Annotated in this window: 13 protein-coding genes and 2 tRNA genes; 8 read left to right on the plus strand and 7 right to left on the minus strand. The window is 36.7% G+C overall.

The annotated features are described in order from the left end of the window. The first annotated feature begins 116 nt into the window (after positions 1-116). Positions 117-644: a hypothetical protein gene (locus HX004_RS01815; RefSeq protein WP_286440616.1), complete on the plus strand. Its 528-nt coding sequence runs from the start codon at positions 117-119 to the stop codon at positions 642-644. Positions 645-850: 206 nt separating this feature from the next. On the opposite strand, the gene mfd is transcribed toward HX004_RS01815, so the two are convergent. Together mfd and HX004_RS01825 are read right to left on the minus strand one after the other, a co-directional pair. After that, complete coding sequence (gene mfd, locus HX004_RS01820; RefSeq protein WP_286440617.1) at positions 851-4,207, minus strand: transcription-repair coupling factor; 3,357 nt, start codon at positions 4,205-4,207, stop codon at positions 851-853. A 3-nt stretch (positions 4,208-4,210) separates the two neighbouring features. Next, entirely contained in the window at positions 4,211-4,813 is a 603-nt protein-coding gene (locus HX004_RS01825) for a hypothetical protein (RefSeq protein ID WP_286440618.1), read from the minus strand. 196 nt (positions 4,814-5,009) lie between these two features. On the opposite strand from HX004_RS01825, the gene HX004_RS01830 reads away from it, so the two are divergent. The 6 genes from HX004_RS01830 (at position 5,010) to HX004_RS01855 (ending at position 10,347) form a co-directional block, all read left to right on the plus strand. After that, positions 5,010-5,963 carry an NAD-dependent epimerase/dehydratase family protein gene (locus HX004_RS01830; RefSeq protein ID WP_286440619.1) on the plus strand — a complete coding sequence of 318 codons (954 nt, stop codon included), beginning with the start codon at positions 5,010-5,012 and terminating at the stop codon, positions 5,961-5,963. A gap of 518 nt (positions 5,964-6,481) precedes the next feature. Beyond that, positions 6,482-7,774, plus strand: coding sequence for an aldehyde dehydrogenase family protein (locus tag HX004_RS01835; RefSeq protein WP_286440620.1), 1,293 nt, complete (start codon positions 6,482-6,484; stop codon positions 7,772-7,774). A 24-nt stretch (positions 7,775-7,798) separates the two neighbouring features. Continuing rightward, a complete protein-coding gene (locus tag HX004_RS01840; protein ID WP_286440621.1) occupies positions 7,799-8,449 on the plus strand; it encodes a trimeric intracellular cation channel family protein in 651 nt (216 codons plus the stop codon). Between the two features lie 82 nt (positions 8,450-8,531). Beyond that, positions 8,532-8,605: transfer RNA gene (locus HX004_RS01845), tRNA-Asn, on the plus strand. A 49-nt stretch (positions 8,606-8,654) separates the two neighbouring features. Further along, positions 8,655-8,728, plus strand: a tRNA-Asn gene (locus HX004_RS01850). A gap of 263 nt (positions 8,729-8,991) precedes the next feature. Continuing rightward, a complete protein-coding gene (locus tag HX004_RS01855; protein ID WP_286440622.1) occupies positions 8,992-10,347 on the plus strand; it encodes a hypothetical protein in 1,356 nt (451 codons plus the stop codon). A 72-nt stretch (positions 10,348-10,419) separates the two neighbouring features. Here HX004_RS01855 and HX004_RS01860 read toward each other — a convergent pair whose 3' ends face one another. From HX004_RS01860 to HX004_RS01880, 5 genes are all read right to left on the minus strand, one after another. Next, on the minus strand, positions 10,420-10,701 hold the full coding sequence (locus tag HX004_RS01860) for a F0F1 ATP synthase subunit delta/epsilon (RefSeq protein WP_286440623.1): 282 nt from the start codon (positions 10,699-10,701) through the stop codon (positions 10,420-10,422). A 23-nt stretch (positions 10,702-10,724) separates the two neighbouring features. Continuing rightward, complete coding sequence (gene atpD, locus HX004_RS01865; protein WP_286440624.1) at positions 10,725-12,236, minus strand: F0F1 ATP synthase subunit beta; 1,512 nt, start codon at positions 12,234-12,236, stop codon at positions 10,725-10,727. A 153-nt stretch (positions 12,237-12,389) separates the two neighbouring features. Then, a complete protein-coding gene (gene glmS / locus HX004_RS01870; protein ID WP_286440625.1) occupies positions 12,390-14,234 on the minus strand; it encodes a glutamine--fructose-6-phosphate transaminase (isomerizing) in 1,845 nt (614 codons plus the stop codon). Positions 14,235-14,240: 6 nt separating this feature from the next. After that, positions 14,241-15,899, minus strand: a complete 1,659-nt coding sequence (bamH, locus tag HX004_RS01875; protein ID WP_286440626.1) for a BamH family beta-barrel-assembly machinery protein — start codon at positions 15,897-15,899, stop codon at positions 14,241-14,243. Positions 15,900-15,925: 26 nt separating this feature from the next. After that, positions 15,926-16,729 carry a glycogen/starch synthase gene (locus HX004_RS01880; protein ID WP_286440814.1) on the minus strand — a complete coding sequence of 268 codons (804 nt, stop codon included), beginning with the start codon at positions 16,727-16,729 and terminating at the stop codon, positions 15,926-15,928. Positions 16,730-16,838: 109 nt separating this feature from the next. Between HX004_RS01880 and panC the strand changes: the two genes are divergently transcribed. Next, positions 16,839-17,687 carry a pantoate--beta-alanine ligase gene (gene panC / locus HX004_RS01885; RefSeq protein ID WP_286440627.1) on the plus strand — a complete coding sequence of 283 codons (849 nt, stop codon included), beginning with the start codon at positions 16,839-16,841 and terminating at the stop codon, positions 17,685-17,687. Positions 17,688-17,691 lie beyond the last annotated feature (4 nt).

Genomic DNA, 17,691 nt, shown 5'->3' on the forward strand with positions numbered 1-17,691 from the left:
TAAAGAGGAAATTATTAAAAGATTATTTTTTCTAAAAAGGAAAATTCACTTCTTTCCTCTCTCCTCCTCACTTCTTTCCTATTTTTACACTATTTTCGCTGCAATTTTTTTAATTTATGATAAATTATTCTTCATTGATATTGCGAAATCTATTCATCGCATTTTTCTTTTTCATTGTTATTTCTCCTTCGTTTTCGCAAGAGAACCATACGGTTTATGTCAATCTTGGTGGACAGGGAATAGAAGCTTCATATAAATACAGACTAACCTATGATACTCATGTAGAGGCATTCTTAGGATTGGGTCCTGGGTATCAGTTAGAAGAGAAAAGTGGATATCTTTTAGAGTATGGTTTTATTCCTTTCGCAAAAGCCAATTTAAAATGGCACTTTGTCAACGAAGAAGAACGAAAATTTTATCTCGGTACACAAGCCAAATATTCTTTTGGAAAAGTAACGGATGAAAGTTTTAATAAGATATTACTAACAGAATTGCATGTAGGACATGAAGAACGTGTCACCAAACGATTGCTATTTAATATACACGCAGGTGGTGGATATATGCAAGATTTTGATGTACAACGAGGAGAATTTATCTTTACTTGTGGAGTGACGCTTAAATACGCTATTCTAAGTAAAAAATAAGGGATAGGTGTGTTTGTACTAGAGAGAAGAAAGAGGAAAGGAGATAGAGGTCTTTTGTTTCCATAACTATAGAAATAAAAGATAAAAAAATTCTGCTCAGTTTTAACCCAAGCAGAATTTTATACTTATACAGTTTTTTGTATAGTGTTCTTTTTTGTAAACAAGAAAATTAACTCCTTTCCTCTCTCCTCTCTCCTCTTTCCATTCTACATTTTATCTATTCCAGCCAAATATTCCAAGGCTTTTTTAATTGATTTGACTTGTTCAAAAGACAACATCAAACGCAATCCGTTTTTCGTTTCTTTTTCTCGCATCTTACACAAGTGTGAACTTTGTTGAATAAAAGTTAAGACTTGTCTGAATTTTGGAGAGGTATAAAAACCTGACTTCTGATCACCTATAAAGTAGCAAATCATTTTTCCTTGCTTTAGAATCACTTTCTCAATACCCAGGTTACTAGCATGCCATTTGATGCGCAAGCTGTCTAAAAGGGCAATGGCCTGTCTTGGAAGCGGTCCAAAACGGTCAATTAAGCGCTGTTCATATTCTTTTAATACTGATTCCGTCGTAATTGTACTCAATTCATTGTACAAGTTTAAACGTTCTGAAATATTGTTGACATACTCGTCAGGGAATAGGATTTCAAAATCCGTATCAATTTGACAATCGCGGACAAATACTTTATTTTCTTCTTTTTTCTCCTCTAAATAAAGATCCTTAAATTCATTTTCTTTTAATTCTTCGATGGCCTCTTGCATGATTTTCTGGTAGGTTTCAAATCCAATTTCATTGATGAAACCACTTTGTTCACCCCCTAAAATATCACCAGCACCGCGAATTTCTAAGTCTTTCATCGCAATGTTAAATCCACTACCTAAGTCACTAAATTGCTCTAAGGCTTGGATGCGTTTGCGCGCTTCTTCGGTCATCACAGAATAAGGAGGACAAATGAAATAACAAAATGCTTTTTTATTACTACGTCCAACGCGACCGCGCATCTGATGTAAATCTGATAAACCAAAGTTGTTGGCGTTGTTGATTAAAATCGTATTGGCATTGGGAACATCTAAACCACTTTCGATAATGGTAGTTGCTACTAAAACATCAAATTCTCCATCCATAAAGGCAAGCATCAACTCCTCGAGTTTTTTTCCATCCATTTGTCCGTGACCAACACCCACTTTTGCATCGGGAACCAAGCGCTGAATCATACCCGCAACTTCGCGTATATTCTCAATGCGATTGTTGATGAAATACACTTGTCCACCGCGTTCCAATTCATAAGCAACCGCATCGCGTATAATTTCTTCATTGAATCCTACTACATTGGTTTCAATCGGGTATCGATTCGGTGGTGGAGTGGTAATTACGGATAAATCTCGTGCTGCCATCAAAGAGAATTGAAGTGTTCTCGGAATTGGCGTTGCTGTTAAGGTGAGTGTATCTACATTTTCAGAAATCGTTTTCAACTTGTCTTTGACAGCTACACCAAATTTTTGTTCCTCATCAATGATAAGTAAACCTAAATCTTTAAAAACTACATTTTTGTTCACTAATTGGTGGGTTCCAATAAGGATGTCTATTTTTCCTGCCTCCAAATCGCGTAAAATATCGCTTTTTTGTTTGGCTGTTCTAAAGCGGTTGATGTAACTCACGCGAACAGGCATATCTTTTAAACGCTCTGAGAAGGTTTTAAAATGTTGAAAAGCTAAGATGGTGGTCGGTACTAGAATAGCAACCTGTTTACCGTTGTCTACCATTTTGAAAGCCGCGCGAATAGCAACTTCCGTCTTTCCGAATCCTACATCTCCACAGACTAAACGATCCATTGGACGATCGAGTTCCATATCGGCTTTTACCTCTTGGGTTGCTTTTAACTGGTCGGGTGTGTCTTCGTATATAAATGAACTCTCGAGTTCATGTTGTAAATAACTATCTGGAGCACAAGCAAATCCCTTTTGCGTTCGTCTTTTGGCATAGAGTTGAATCAGGTTGAACGCAATATGCTTAACACGCGCTTTTGTTTTCGTTTTTAAATTTTTCCAAGCAGAAGATCCTAGTTTGTGAATTTTAGGAACCGCGCCATCTTTGCCATTGTATTTGGCAATTTTGTGTAAAGAGTGGATACTCACATAGACAATATCATTGTCTGCATAAACGAGCTTAATTGCTTCTTGCGTTTTACCTTCTACTTGTATTTTTTGTAAACCACCAAATTTTCCAATTCCGTGGTCAATATGCGTCACATAATCCCCAACAGTGAGCGAATTGATTTCTTTTAGTGTAATGGTTTGTTTCTTCGTATACCCATTTTTGAGGGTAAACTTATGGTATCGCTCAAAAATTTGATGATCGGTATAACAGGCAATTTGCTTCTCTTCATCAATAAAACCTTGATAAATCGGGGTAACAATGGTTTTGTATTGTTGAACCACTTGCTTCTGATTTTCATCCCGCATGGCGTCAAAAATATCTTTGAATCGACGCGCTTGATTCTCATTCGCACAAAATAAATAATTGGTATACCCATTATCGGAATTATCGTTCAGATTGCGTACCAATAAATCAAATTGTTTGTTGAAGGACGGCTGTGGTTTTGTGTGAAACACATACTGTTTTTGAGGTGTAATGTGTTTGCTATCGGTAAGTTCAAGGTAGTTGAATAATTCTACTTGACGTAAGAATACATCTCCATTGAGAAACATCTCGTTGGGATTTGAATATTTAAGCTCCTTGTTTAATTTTTCAAAAATGGTGAGGGCTTTTTCAAAATTATGATTCAACTGATCGATAATAAAAGCCGTATTTTGAGCAAAAACAACGGTTTTTTCTGGAATATATTCCAAGAAACTTTCCCTTGTTTCCGCCGTAAATTTATTTTCCACATTGGGAATAATCGTGATTTTCTTTTGCTTGTCAACAGATAACTGCGTTTCTACATCAAAGGTTCGAATACTGTCAATTTCATCCCCAAAAAATTCGATGCGATACGGGTTGTCATTGGAAAATGAAAACACGTCAATAATTCCACCACGTACAGAAAATTCGCCAGGTTCAGCAACAAAATCTACGCGTTTAAAATTGTATTCAAACAGTGTTTCATTGACGAAATCAATAGACAATTGATCACCTACGTGCACTTTTAAGGTATTCTTTTCTAACACCTTTTTGGTTACTACTTTTTCGAAGATAGCTTCAGCATATGAAACAATAATCGCTGGTTTTTTTCGGGAACTAATGCGGTTCAATACTTCGGCACGCAACAGGACGTTTGCATTGTCTGTCTCTTCAATTTGATACGGACGACGATAGGATCCAGGATAGAAGAGTACGTCTTGTTTGTTGATAAAGTGTTCTAAATCATTGAGGTAATACGCCGCCTCTTCCTTGTCGTTAAAAATTAAGAGAAAAGGAAGTTCTGTTTGACGGAACAAGCTTTCTAATTGAAAAGAGAGAGCCGATCCAATAAGTCCTTTGAAAAGAAGAGGTTGTCGATTATTTAATAAATCGTGTGCCAGTTGTTGGGTCTGTACAGCCTCATTAAAATATTGCTTTACTTCCATAGGTTATTGTAATTCTTCTTCGGGATTTGCTCTTCGCATATCATTTCTAAATTCTTCCATCTCTTGCAACATCACATCTTCTCCTTCTTCTTTTACATAGTTTTGACGAACTAGATTTTCGTCCATCATACGCACAATATCATCTAAGCTGAGCTGAATATTATCCAGCCACTCATCTACTTTTTCTATATTAACCGGGTTTAAATTGATGTACATATCCAAATTTTGGATGGCATTTAATAGGGTTGAATATCTAATTTTAATATCTGGCGTATCTAAGGCTGTTGGATATCCCTGATAAGGGAGATTTTCCGCAAGCTCACTGAGGGTAACTGCCTTTTTTTGGAAGGCTCCAATCGTAGAAACAGGACGTAGTTTTAACTCATTGGTTAGCGTTGTCCATGCTTTCCATTCTTCGAGAATGGGAGTCAACTCTTTGGAGGCTTTTGGAATCTTGAATTTCCATTCTTTCATTAAATGTGTAAATACACTATCGTTGTACTGTTGTAGTTTGGTTTGTTCTAGTGCACTTTGATCGACTTCTTTCTTGCAAGAAGTAAGGTTCAAACTAAGTACCAACAGTATAATCGTCCAAATGTTTTTCATATCCTTGAATTTCAAACCTCAAATTTACGAATGTTATTGAATTTATTTGACTTGCTTTGCGATAAACCATAGCGAATTTCAATTGATTGGAGGGAGAACATCCCAATAATTTATTTGTTCTTTGATAGAATTGTCCTTTTTTGCATTGATTTATTGTCTAGCAACGGCTATATTTGTGCAACTAAATACAAATTAAATGGGAACCAAAATATTAATTATTGGAGCTTGTGGACAAATTGGCTCTGAACTTACGTTAAAGTTGCGTGGTATCTATGGAAATGAGAATGTTATCGCTTCAGATATTCGAGAAGGAAATGAGGCTTTGATGAGCTCAGGACCTTTTGAAATCGTCAATGCGATGGAGTTTGATGCCGTAGCTCAGGTGATTGAGAAGCATCAAGTAGAAGAAGTGTACTTAATGGCTGCCTTGCTTTCCGCTACAGCAGAGAAAAACCCAGCTTTTGCTTGGGAATTAAATATGAACTCTTTATTTCACGTGTTAAACTTAGCGAAAGAAGGAAAAATTAAAAAGATATTTTGGCCCTCTTCAATTGCGGTATTTGGTCCTACAACACCAAGAGAGAATACACCTCAATATACTGTGATGGAACCCAGTACAGTTTACGGAATTTCGAAACAAACAGGGGAGCGTTGGTGCGAATATTACTTCAATAAATATGGGGTAGATGTACGCAGTATCCGTTATCCAGGTTTAATTTCTTGGACAACGCCTCCAGGAGGTGGAACAACGGATTATGCCGTTGATATTTTCTATAAGGCAATTGAGGATAAACACTATAATTGCTTCCTATCTGAAAAAACGGGATTGCCGATGATGTATATGGACGATGCTTTGGATGCAACGGTTGGAATTATGCAAGCCCCGAAAGAATCAATTAAAATTCGCTCGTCTTATAATTTAGGTGGAATTTCGTTTACTCCAGAGGAAATTGCAGCAGAAATTACAAAACACATCCCTGATTTTACGATTGCATATGAACCCGATTTCCGCCAAGCGATTGCAGACAGCTGGCCGGCAAGTATTGACGACAGTAGTGCACAACAAGATTGGAACTGGAAACACAAATACGATCTTAGCGCTATGACAACAGTGATGCTTGAAAACTTAAGCAAGGTTTTAAAGAAATAACAAGTGAACTACTTGTTGAAAAGTAGTTTAGGTATAAATAAAGAAACAGTGATAAGCAGAAGCTTATTGCTGTTTTTTTGTGTTTGGTTTTTTCCAATAACCTGATTTAACCACCGACTATCACCATGTAACAAACGACAATCAACCTATTTCTTGCGCAATTTTGTAAAGACCAAATGATATAAGGAAACAACTATAAAGGCAAATCCAAGTAAAATGACGATTGTACTGATTGTATAGCTAATAATTTGGGTGGCTCTTAGAATCAAACTTAAAGCAAAAAGGAGGAGCCCAAGGGTCAGTAATTTTACATTTTTATTCATAATCGTATTATTTGATTCCACAAAGATAAACGTTATATTGAATGGATGACTTTTCTAATACAAAGCTAAATCTAGATTTTTTTTCTAAGAACAAGAGAATAAGGGGGGATAAAAAAGAATCTTGTCTTTTTTTATGTGATAATTGAGATTAGTGTAGATGATGTTGTAAATTTAGAAGATAAAAGTTGTATTACTATGAAAAAAGAAGTAGAAAATAAAATAGAACAGGCACAAAGTGCTTATGAAAGATGGAGCAAAGTAGCCGTTGAGGATCGCATTGTATACCTCAAAAAAGTAAAAGAAAAATTGTTGCTCAACAAAGAGCGTTATGGAGCTGTGATTACTCAGGATATGTTCAAACCTTTGAGTCAAGCGATAGCGGAAGTTGAAAAATGTGCCACCTTGGTTGATTATTATATCGAAGAGGGACAAGCGATTTTACAAGGACGTCACATCCAAACCCGTTGGTCAGAAACCTATATTGTGCATGATCCGATGGGAGTTATCTTAGGAGTGATGCCGTGGAATTACCCTTTTTGGCAAGTGTTTCGCTTTGCCATTCCCACTTTATTAGCAGGTAATACAGTTGTATTGAAACACGCGAGTAATGTTCCTTTTTCGGCCAAAGCATTAGAATCTTGCTTTTTAGTAGAAGGTTTTGAGCAAGTCTATTTTAATTTAACCCTACCTGGTAAAGAAGTCGAAGAGGTAATTGAACATGCTGCAGTGAAAGGAGTCTCCTTGACGGGAAGTGAACCAGCAGGAAGCGCAGTAGCTCAGAAGGCAGGAAGTTTGATCAAACCCGTAGTGTTAGAACTAGGTGGGAGCAATGCGTTTATCGTAACAGAAGAAGTCGATATGGAAGAGATTATACCACTTGCGGTGAATGCTCGTTTTCAAAATACAGGACAGAGTTGTATTGCGGCTAAGCGTTTTTTGGTACATGAATCTTTGCGTGAGGAATTTACAACGCGTTTAGCGGAGGAAGCGCAAAAGCTGAAACAAGGAGACGTAATGAATCTTTCTACGGGAATTGGTCTCATGGCAAGAGAAGATCTCGCAATTGAGCTAGAAACCCTTTTAAATGACTCTGTAGCGTTGGGTGCTCGGGTTGTTTGTGGTGGAAAACGCGATAAGAATTGGTTTGAACCCACTGTAGTGACGGATGTAACAGATCAAATGCCTGTATTTACACAAGAAACCTTCGGACCTCTAGCCGTTGTGGTTGGTTTTAATACCCTAGAAGAAGCCATTGCCTTGAGTAATGATTCTCACTTTGGTCTAGGAGTGTCTATTTTCGGCAAGAATATTGAAGAATTAAAAAAATGCGTGCATCTCTTTGAGGATGGAGCTGTCTTTATAAATGAAATGGTTATTTCTGATCCTCGTGTGCCTTTTGGAGGAAATAAATTTTCTGGAATTGGCAGGGAAATGTCTGAAGAAGGTTTGCTTGCCTTTGTTAATAAGAAGACGGTAGTAATTAAATAAATAGCGTGAAATACGGTTGAGTCTATGAATGAGTTGATGGACACCTTTGTAAAGTTTTGGTTGACAATTAAATTTGTCGATGTTATTGAGTTCTTTGGAACGATTGCGTTTGCAATTTCAGGTATTCGCTTGGCATCGGCTAAAAGCGTAGATTGGTTTGGGGCATTTGTCGTGGGATTTGTTACAGCTACGGGGGGTGGAACGTTGCGCGATTTACTGCTTGGCGTGACTCCGTTTTGGATGTTGACCAGTGTGTATGTATGGTGTACGATTGTTGCCTTGATGTTAGTGATTATTTTTCCTCAGAAACTGATTCGCTTAAACAATACGTTTCTGTGGTTTGACAGTATTGGATTGGGGTTATTTGTTGTGGTTGGGGCGGAGAAGACCCTAGCCTTGGGGTATCCGTTTTGGGTGGTAGTTATCATGGCAACGATTACAGGAGTTGTTGGTGGTATGATACGCGATATCTTAATCAATGAAATTCCGGCGATTTTTAGACAAGAATGGTATGCCCTGGCTTGTATTTTTGGGGTGTTTATTTATTATATGCTCCAAGCAATCGGATTAGATGCTGTTATTGTCCAAATTTCTACCGCCGCTTCCGTTTTTGTAATTCGTTTGATAGCAACTCGTTATCGGTTAGGATTGCCTACACTTAAGGGAGAGAGCTGAAAAAAGTAAGTTTTTTTGCAGAAAATATTTGCAAAAAGCAGAAAACACACTATATTTGCATCGCAATAAAGGTAACACACCTTCCTCCTTAGCTCAGTTGGTTAGAGCATCTGACTGTTAATCAGAGGGTCCTTGGTTCGAGCCCAAGAGGGGGAGCAAAGCTAAAGCTTTAAACGTGTAACCTTTAGGTAGGTATAAAATACCTTCCTCCTTAGCTCAGTTGGTTAGAGCATCTGACTGTTAATCAGAGGGTCCTTGGTTCGAGCCCAAGAGGGGGAGCAAAAAAGCCTTACAAGATTTCTTGTAAGGCTTTTTTTATTGTCAATAATTTCCCCTCTATCTTCCAATATATACTCTAAGCACAAATTTTGGGACTATTGTCCTTTCGATTCATTCGTTTTTGATTGTTTTTATTTGATTTTAGCGAAGCGGTTTAGCAATAATTATTTGTTTATTAAACTTTTATTTGAAATTATTTTGTGATTTCGAAATAGTTGTTAATTTAGTTGAATAAATTTATAACAAAATTTAAACAAATATTTATGAAAAAATTATTACTATTCTTGTTTCTGACTACGCTAGTGACGATGAATGTCGCATGTAGTAGCAGTGATGATAAAAAAGAGGAGGAAGAAAAAGCATTGTCGCTTGTTTCAAATGCGGATGGTAAAGGAATTCCTGAAGGAACAAGTGTGATGTTTACTGTGACGACCAATGAAGGTGAGAAAAAGGTAGAGGTTTCAGGTGTGGCTTTTTACATGGATGGAAAGGAAATTGGAAATCCTTATGTTTTTGAGAAAGCAGGAACATTTAATGTTGTGGCCAAGAAGAATGGATTTTTAGATAGTAATGTTGTTGTGATTAAAGTGGTAGAAGACGATGTAGTGATAGAAAAAGAAACATTAACTATTGCCGTAATAGGTGGGTTTACTGACATAGAAGTCGAGGAGGAAATCCGTTTTGAAGTGAAAGACGAAGAAGGTGGTTTAGTAGAAAACGCTGAGATTTCTTTGTCTGATGGCACTGTTATTGGCTATGCATGGACGCCAACTGCGGTTGGAACCTATAAGATTAAAGCAAAAAAAGAGGGGTATAATGCAAGTGCTGAAATAACGGTTAATGTAAAGGCAAAATCAGTTAAAAAATTGGTATTAACTTTAGAATCTAATGCTGAGGAGTTGTATGTAAATGAAAATTTCAAATTGAATGTTAAGGATGTGGATGGAGAAGCTGTTTCTGATGCTGTTTTGTACAAAGATGGGGTTGCTACAACAGTTACTTCTGTTGATGGAAGTTTTCAAATGAATATAGGAACGGAAGGAACTTACGTCTTAAAAGCGAATCTAGAAGGAGGTGAGAGTAACAATGTAACCGTGAAGATTAGAAAACGAGCGTTAGGTGTAGAAAATAGCTTTTTGTATAAAGAATCGACCTATAATGTAACGAATAGTACTTTGTTTTTCTTGGGAATAGAAAGTGTAGAGAATCAGTATGTGGCGGTTTGGCATTTGGAAGCACGCGAGGCTGATGGAGTGACTGCGCGAGTGGTTTTTCATACACCGGCTACGTTGGTGAATCCTAGTACGGGAGATTTTTCTTATCAAAGACCTGGTGTAGGAAATACTATACCTAAACAAGTGAGAGTTATGAGAAATAACACGTTGCTTGATCAAGCAACTCAAGGTATAACATTTGTGTTTAACGCTAGAATGAGTGGTGAGATTTTTGAAGGGGACTATTTTGCGATTGTACCCAGTTTAGGAGGTAAGCCTTTTGTATTAAATTTCGATGGAAATACAGCTTATATTGATCAAAGTGGCGCTCGTGGAAGTGCTGTCTCTGCTCAAGGGAGACAAGGAAATCCAATCGTAAGAGTAAGTCAAATCAATAGAAGATAATTTAGTATAATTACAGTAAAATAAAAAGCCCGATTCGAAGGAATCGGGCTTTTTTTATCGGTTGTTAGCTAATTAATTAGCTAAGATAATAATCTTGTTATCACTTAATTCAACGGTCCCCATATTGATAGGTAGGTGGTAAGTATCGTTGCTAACTTTAACGAACTTTGAATTAAATGGCTCTTTAATAGAAATGTTACTTCCTGTAAACTTCACATTACCTTTTGTCAATAAAGAAACAATAGCCGCGTGATTGTTTAACATTTGAAACTCACCATTAATACCTGGAACCGATACAGAAGTAACTTCTCCAGCAAATAAGGTAGCTTCAGGTGATACAATTTCTAATCTCATAATAGTTCTGTTTTAAGTGATTATTAAACTTCAGCAAGCATTTTCTCTCCAGCTGCAATCGCTTCTTCGATTGAACCTTTTAAGTTGAAAGCTGCTTCTGGTAAATGGTCTAATTCACCATCAATAATCATATTGAAACCTTTGATTGTATCTTTAATATCTACAAGAACTCCTGGGATACCTGTAAATTGCTCAGCAACGTGGAAAGGTTGAGATAAGAAACGTTGAACACGACGTGCTCTGTGTACGGCTAATTTATCTTCTTCAGATAACTCTTCCATACCTAAGATTGCGATAATATCTTGCAATTCTTTGTATTTCTGTAAGATTTCTTTTACGCGTTGTGCACAAGCATAGTGTTCTTTACCTAAAATTTCTGGTGTTAAGATACGAGAAGTAGAATCTAATGGGTCTACTGCAGGGTAAATACCTAACTCAGCAATTTTACGAGACAATACTGTAGTAGCATCTAAGTGGGCGAAAGTTGTAGCTGGCGCCGGGTCAGTTAAGTCATCCGCAGGAACGTAAACCGCCTGTACTGAAGTAATTGATCCTTTTGTAGTTGAAGTAATACGCTCTTGCATCGCACCCATTTCTGTTGCTAATGTCGGTTGGTATCCTACTGCTGATGGCATACGTCCTAATAAGGCAGATACCTCAGATCCAGCTTGTGTAAAACGGAAGATGTTGTCAACGAAGAAAAGTACGTCTTTTCCTTGGTCGTCTCCAGCACCGTCACGGAAGAACTCAGCAATTGTTAATCCTGATAAAGCAACACGTGCACGTGCTCCTGGTGGCTCATTCATCTGTCCGAATACGAATGTAGCTTTTGAATCTAACATTCCGCTTCTGTCAACTTTTGATAAGTCCCAACCTCCATTTTCCATAGAGTGCATAAAGTCATCTCCGTATTTGATAATACCTGACTCTAACATCTCGCGCAATAAGTCATTTCCTTCACGTGTACGCTCTCCAACTCCTGCGAATACAGAAAGACCACCGTGACCTTTTGCGATATTGTTAATTAACTCTTGAATTAATACTGTTTTACCTACTCCAGCACCACCGAATAATCCAATTTTACCTCCTTTTGCATAAGGCTCAATTAAGTCGATTACTTTAATTCCAGTGAATAATACTTCTGTAGATGTAGATAAGTCTTCGAATTTTGGTGCAGGTCTGTGGATTGGCAATCCGCTTGCTCCTTCTTTTGGTAAGTTTCCAAGACCATCAATAGCGTCTCCAACAACATTAAACAATCTACCAAATACCTCTTTTCCGATTGGAACTTGGATAGGAGATCCTGTAGCCGCTACAGCGTAACCTCTACTTAATCCGTCTGTTGAGTCCATTGAAATTGTACGAACTGTATCTTCTCCAATGTGTGATTGTACTTCAAGTACTAATTTAGAACCATCTGGTTTAGTGATTTCTAATGAATCATAAATTTTTGGAAGTTCGGCGTTCTCAGTGTTGAAGACTACGTCAACTACTGGTCCGATAACTTGCGCAACTTTTCCTGTAACTTTAGACATTGCTTATGTATTTATTTAACAGCTATTTACGTTTAGTGAAAAAAACTACTTTTTCAGAGTGCAAAGATAGTTTTTTTCTCTTAATATGAAAATGATTAAAAATTTATTTATATATAAAAAAATGCGAGCCCGAAATGGGTTCGCATTTTATTGTTATTCAACCGTTACCGACTTCGCTAAATTACGAGGTTGGTCTACGTTGCAATCTCTTAAAACTGCTATGTGATAAGACAATAATTGCAAGGGAATTGTAGTTAAAATTGGAGTTAACGCCTCAGAAATGCCAGGCACTTCAATCACGTGATCCGCTAATTCTCTTACTTGTTTGTCTCCTTTTGTAACAACAGCAATGATTTTTCCGCTTCGCGCTTTGATCTCTTGGATGTTACTTACTACTTTGTCGTAGTGCATTTGATCGGGTGCAATGACAATAACAGGCATGTGTTCGTCGATTAATGCAATCGGACCGTGTTTCATCTCCGCAGCTGGATAACCTTCCGCGTGGATGTACGATATTTCTTTTAGTTTTAAAGCACCTTCTAAAGCAACGGGATAGTTGTATCCTCGTCCTAAGTATAAACAGTTTGTAGCGTCTTTGTATACTTCTGCAATCTTTAATACTTCTTCGTTTTGCACTAAGGCTTCTTTTACGCGTTCTGGGATTAATTCCAATTCGTGTAAGTATTTTAAATACTCTGAATTAGATAAAGAACCTTTGGATTTAGCCAAACGCAGGGCAATTAATGTAAGTACTGTAATTTGCGTGGTAAAAGCTTTTGTAGAAGCAACTCCGATTTCAGGACCTGCATGGGTGTAAGCGCCAGCATGTGTTTCTCTAGAAATAGAAGATCCTACTACGTTACAAACACCAAATACAAAAGCACCTTTTGTTTTAGCTAATTTAATTGCTGCTAAAGTGTCTGCTGTTTCTCCAGATTGTGAAATAGCAATAATCACGTCATCATTGTTGATGATTGGGTTTCTGTATCTAAACTCAGAAGCGTATTCTACTTCAACTGGAATTCTTGCAAATTCCTCAATAATGTATTCTGCTACTAAAGCAGCATGCCAAGATGTTCCACAAGCAACGATAACAATGCGTTTCGCGTTGAGGAATTTATCAAGGTTGTCTTCAATACCTGCCATTTTAACCAAGCCTTGATCTGCAAGTAAGCGCCCTCTAAATGTATCGCGTATTACGTCTGGTTGTTCGTAAATCTCTTTCAACATAAAGTGATCGTATCCATTTTTCTCAATTTGCTCTAAGTTTAATTGTAATTCTTGAGCATAGTGATTAACCAAAGAATCGTCTTTGATTTTTCGGATATTTAAAGGCTTGTGTAAGCGAATAATTGCCATTTCTTCATCTTCTAAATAAATGGCATTATTGGTGTATTCTATAAAAGGGGAAGCATCAGAGGTAATAAAATACTCATTTTCACCAATTCCGATTGCTAAAGGACTACCTAAACGTGCAGCTACTATTTCATTGGGTTTTTTGATGTCCATAACGGCAATCGCATAAGCTCCAACTACTTGGTTAAGGGCAATTTGAACGGCTTTTCCTAATTTTACCTTTTGTGTTTTTTGAACGTCTTCGATCAAGTTAATTAATACTTCCGTATCTGTCTCTGATTGAAAAGTATACCCGCGTTTAATTAACTCTTGTTTTAATGAATCGTAATTTTCAATGATTCCATTGTGGATAATGACTAATTCACCTGAATTTGAAAAATGAGGATGTGAGTTAACATCATTTGGTACACCATGTGTAGCCCAACGTGTATGTCCAATCCCTATTGTTCCTTTTTTTATTGCATCAGTAGCTTTCTCTTCTAAATCAGCAACTTTCCCTTTTGTTTTGCAAAGATTAATCGTTTCTCCATCAAAAACCGCTAACCCAGCACTATCATATCCACGATATTCTAGTCTAGTTAATCCTTTGATGATTACCGGATATGCATCTCTATGACCTATGTATCCAACGATTCCACACATAAATAATTAGTTTTTAGTTTTAGTATAAAATATTTGCAGTGTCATTTTTTTGTCTGAGCTAGTATTCGTTCCGTAAACTACAGTACCCATTGGGTACATTGCCGATAAAGTCGGCACGTAAGTTACGTTTTCAGGTGTGTTTGGTATTTCTGTTTTTAGTTTGCTGTTTATTCCTTTTGTTACGGTGTTTAATAGAACATCATTGTAGTTAAAAGTTGCTGCAATAGCCAATTTCGGACTTTTAAGTTCTTTGTTTCTTAGTAAAGCACGAATATATTCCGTGATTCTAAATTTGTAGAAGTTTCCTTTGATGTTATTTTCTTCATTGGCTTCTTGGTGAATTCCGCCATATACTAATTTCGTATAATCAGCATTAGCAGAGTTGTCGTTTAAGAAGTCTGATACAGGAGTTCCATTGTCGTAATTATATAGATACAAACGCTGTGGAATTTGATTTTTGTTCATGCTAGTTTGATCTACATGAACCGTAAGAATTGCATCGTTAATCAAGTATTCTTTGTCTTTTAGTGCTTGTAGCTCTTCAAAGTTATTTGCACTAAATAAGTCAATTACAGCGACGTTTCCTTCGCTTCCTTTAATGTATAACAAAGGGTCGCCATTTACTTTGTCTCCTTGTTGATTGCGTGAATTGCCTTCGGTTGTAGTTAAACTCACATTGATGTGGGAGTCAAAAGAACTTCCGCTGTCAGCTATTGCATCTTTTGTAAAGGGTAGTGTAAGACTTACGCGTTGTGTTTTCTTTATTTTTTCACCTTCACTATTGGTTTCTTCAATCTCTTGGTGGTACTTAATCACCATTTTACCTTGCGCAATATTCAATAAGCCCAACGTACCTGTTGAACCATTTCCTGTGGCTTTGAAATATAAACCTCGGAAGAAGTTTTTGAATTGAGATTGATCTTTAAATAAATCTTTGTTTGTAACGAATTTTTTGAAATAGTCCTTGTTTAAGTCTAACCATACTCCAGGAGCTAGTCTTTCTTGTTCAGTAGGTTTATTTGTTTTTTCGTCGTAAATAATATTCCCTTTGTCATCTCTTTTGTAAATAATGATATTCTTCTTTGTAAAAGAGAAGTCGCTATTTTGCTTAATATCATTTGAGTCATTGAGAAGAGTCTCTTTTTTGTATTGCTCAAATTGTGCGGCTGAATCCGAAAAATACGAGATGTCTTTTCCTGTTCCAGGGTTCACATTGTTGAGATAATACCCATTTTCATACACCTCTAGCTTAAAACTTCCGTCTCCTGTTACGTTTTGTAATTTGTAATAGGTAACTTCATCTTCTACTTTGTCATATTGAGAATAGTAGGGAATATAAACATAAACAGAGTCAATGACAGCATTGCTTTTCATTAAATCAAAAGAAGTCGATGCAGACAGTACCTGAGTTACAAAACTGCTGTTGGTTCTGCCAAATTCACCATTGTCAATGGATCCAAAAGGGACATTAGGTAAATTTTTAGTGCTTAATGCTCCATAAGGTTGCGTATAAGCAGTTATGTTTTGAACTTGATAGGTGTCAATATTTAAATTGTTATCTCCAATGATATCTCCTCCAACTTCACTGAAATCTTTGTCACATGATTGTAAGCTAGCCATAGCTGCTAGGATTACGAATGTCTTTACGATGTTTTTATAATTCATCTACTAATTCGATATATGCGTTAGTATTATAAAAATTGGTTATAAAAAGTAGTATAAGCCTCTGCAAATGCTTCTTTAGTAGCGTAAGGTAAGAAAGGTTTATTAGAAGATTCTATATATTTTGTTAAATCTGATGGGATGTTCTCAGATGCTAGAATCACTCCGTCAGAATTCTTAACTGCATTAACCATTATATTTTGATAGGTTGCTTTTTCAAAATCAGCAACATCCTCTTTTGGTAAGTTGTCAAAAGCAACTTTTGTATGCATAGATGTACTTAAAGTACCTTCAAAGCCTTCGTCAAAGATAGATGTAACTATTTTTGTGTCTGCAAAAATAGCTTCATCCTTATAGTAATTTTTCAAATAAGTTGGCAATAGCGAGGCCATCCAACCTTGTACGTGAATAATATCTGGAACCCAATTTAATTTCTTAATGGTTTCAATTACCCCTTTGGTAAAGAAAATAGCTCTTTCGTCATTGTCTGGGTAAAGAACGCCATCTTCATCTGAAAATGTTGATTTTCTTTTAAAGTATTCATCATTATCAATGAAGTATACTTGAATACGCTCTTTGGGGATAGAAGCCACTTTGATAATCAAAGGCATATCCATATCATTCACGACCAAGTTCATCCCCGATAGGCGGATTACTTCATGTAATTGATGTCTTCTTTCATTGATGCTACCGTATTTCGGCATAAAAATTCTTATCTGCCCTCCCTGTTCATTAATCATTTTAGGCGCATCATAAGACATTAATGAAACTTCATTTTCTGCTAAATAAGGTACCACTTCAGATGATACGTACAATATCCTCTTATCTTTCATCTTCAAAAATAGTTTCTGTTGAAATAAATAAAACTGTGCAAATTTACGAAATTTTATGGAGTTATTTCTCGAATTAACTAATTTTGCCATTATTTAAAACGCGAAGCAGATGTTTCTTTTTCATACAAAAGTCGAATTACAAGCTTATTTAGAGACTTTTCACAAGGACAACCAATCCATTGGTTTAGTGCCTACAATGGGGGCTATACACCGTGGACACCTTTCTTTAATGGAGCAATCCCTACAAGAAAATGGCTGTACGGTCGTGAGTATTTTTGTCAATCCTACGCAGTTCAATAATGCAGAAGATTTGGCTAAATATCCTCGTACACTAGAGCGAGATTTGGATATTATCCGCTCATTATCAGATCAAATTGTCGTTTTTTCACCTTCTGTAGACGAAATTTACGCCGGAGAAACGGTCGCTAAACAGTTCGATTACGACGGACTGGAATTCGAAATGGAGGGGGCGCAACGTCCAGGACATTTTGATGGTGTAGGAACAATTGTCAAAAAGCTTTTTGAATTGGTTCAACCCACTAAAGCCTATTTTGGAGAAAAGGATTTTCAACAACTTCAAATTATTCGAAAATTGGTCGAAAAAGAACATTTAGCCGTTACAATTGTCGGGGTTCCGATTTTTAGAGCAGCTGATGGATTAGCAATGAGCTCGAGAAATGAGCGAATTTCAAGCCAAGGCTTGCAACAGTCAACCTTCTTGTATCAAGTGTTGAAACAAGCACAGGAATTGTTTAAAACGGAATCGATTGAAAAAGTTAATCAATTTGTTGAGTCTCAATTTAAAAATAATTCTACCTTTGACCTCGAATACTTTACAATTGCCGACGAGGAAACGCTAAAGGTGGCTACAGCTAAACAAGCGGGACACAAATACAGAGGTTTTCTTGTGGCGCATATTGAAGGGGTTCGATTAATTGACAATTTATCTTTTAACTAAACTA

Source organism: Myroides sp. 1354, assembly GCF_030324495.1.
GTDB lineage: Bacteria > Bacteroidota > Bacteroidia > Flavobacteriales > Flavobacteriaceae > Flavobacterium.

Bases quoted from the DNA above. Each gene is read 5' to 3' on its own strand.
- HX004_RS01815 (WP_286440616.1), top strand. From the start codon at position 117: ATGATAAATTATTCTTCATTGATATTGCGAAATCTATTCATCGCATTT.
- mfd (WP_286440617.1), bottom strand. From the start codon at position 4,207: ATGGAAGTAAAGCAATATTTTAATGAGGCTGTACAGACCCAACAACTG.
- HX004_RS01825 (WP_286440618.1), bottom strand. From the start codon at position 4,813: ATGAAAAACATTTGGACGATTATACTGTTGGTACTTAGTTTGAACCTT.
- HX004_RS01830 (WP_286440619.1), top strand. From the start codon at position 5,010: ATGGGAACCAAAATATTAATTATTGGAGCTTGTGGACAAATTGGCTCT.
- HX004_RS01835 (WP_286440620.1), top strand. From the start codon at position 6,482: ATGAAAAAAGAAGTAGAAAATAAAATAGAACAGGCACAAAGTGCTTAT.
- HX004_RS01840 (WP_286440621.1), top strand. From the start codon at position 7,799: ATGAATGAGTTGATGGACACCTTTGTAAAGTTTTGGTTGACAATTAAA.
- HX004_RS01855 (WP_286440622.1), top strand. From the start codon at position 8,992: ATGAAAAAATTATTACTATTCTTGTTTCTGACTACGCTAGTGACGATG.
- HX004_RS01860 (WP_286440623.1), bottom strand. From the start codon at position 10,701: ATGAGATTAGAAATTGTATCACCTGAAGCTACCTTATTTGCTGGAGAA.
- atpD (WP_286440624.1), bottom strand. From the start codon at position 12,236: ATGTCTAAAGTTACAGGAAAAGTTGCGCAAGTTATCGGACCAGTAGTT.
- glmS (WP_286440625.1), bottom strand. From the start codon at position 14,234: ATGTGTGGAATCGTTGGATACATAGGTCATAGAGATGCATATCCGGTA.
- bamH (WP_286440626.1), bottom strand. From the start codon at position 15,899: ATGAATTATAAAAACATCGTAAAGACATTCGTAATCCTAGCAGCTATG.
- HX004_RS01880 (WP_286440814.1), bottom strand. From the start codon at position 16,729: ATGAAAGATAAGAGGATATTGTACGTATCATCTGAAGTGGTACCTTAT.
- panC (WP_286440627.1), top strand. From the start codon at position 16,839: ATGTTTCTTTTTCATACAAAAGTCGAATTACAAGCTTATTTAGAGACT.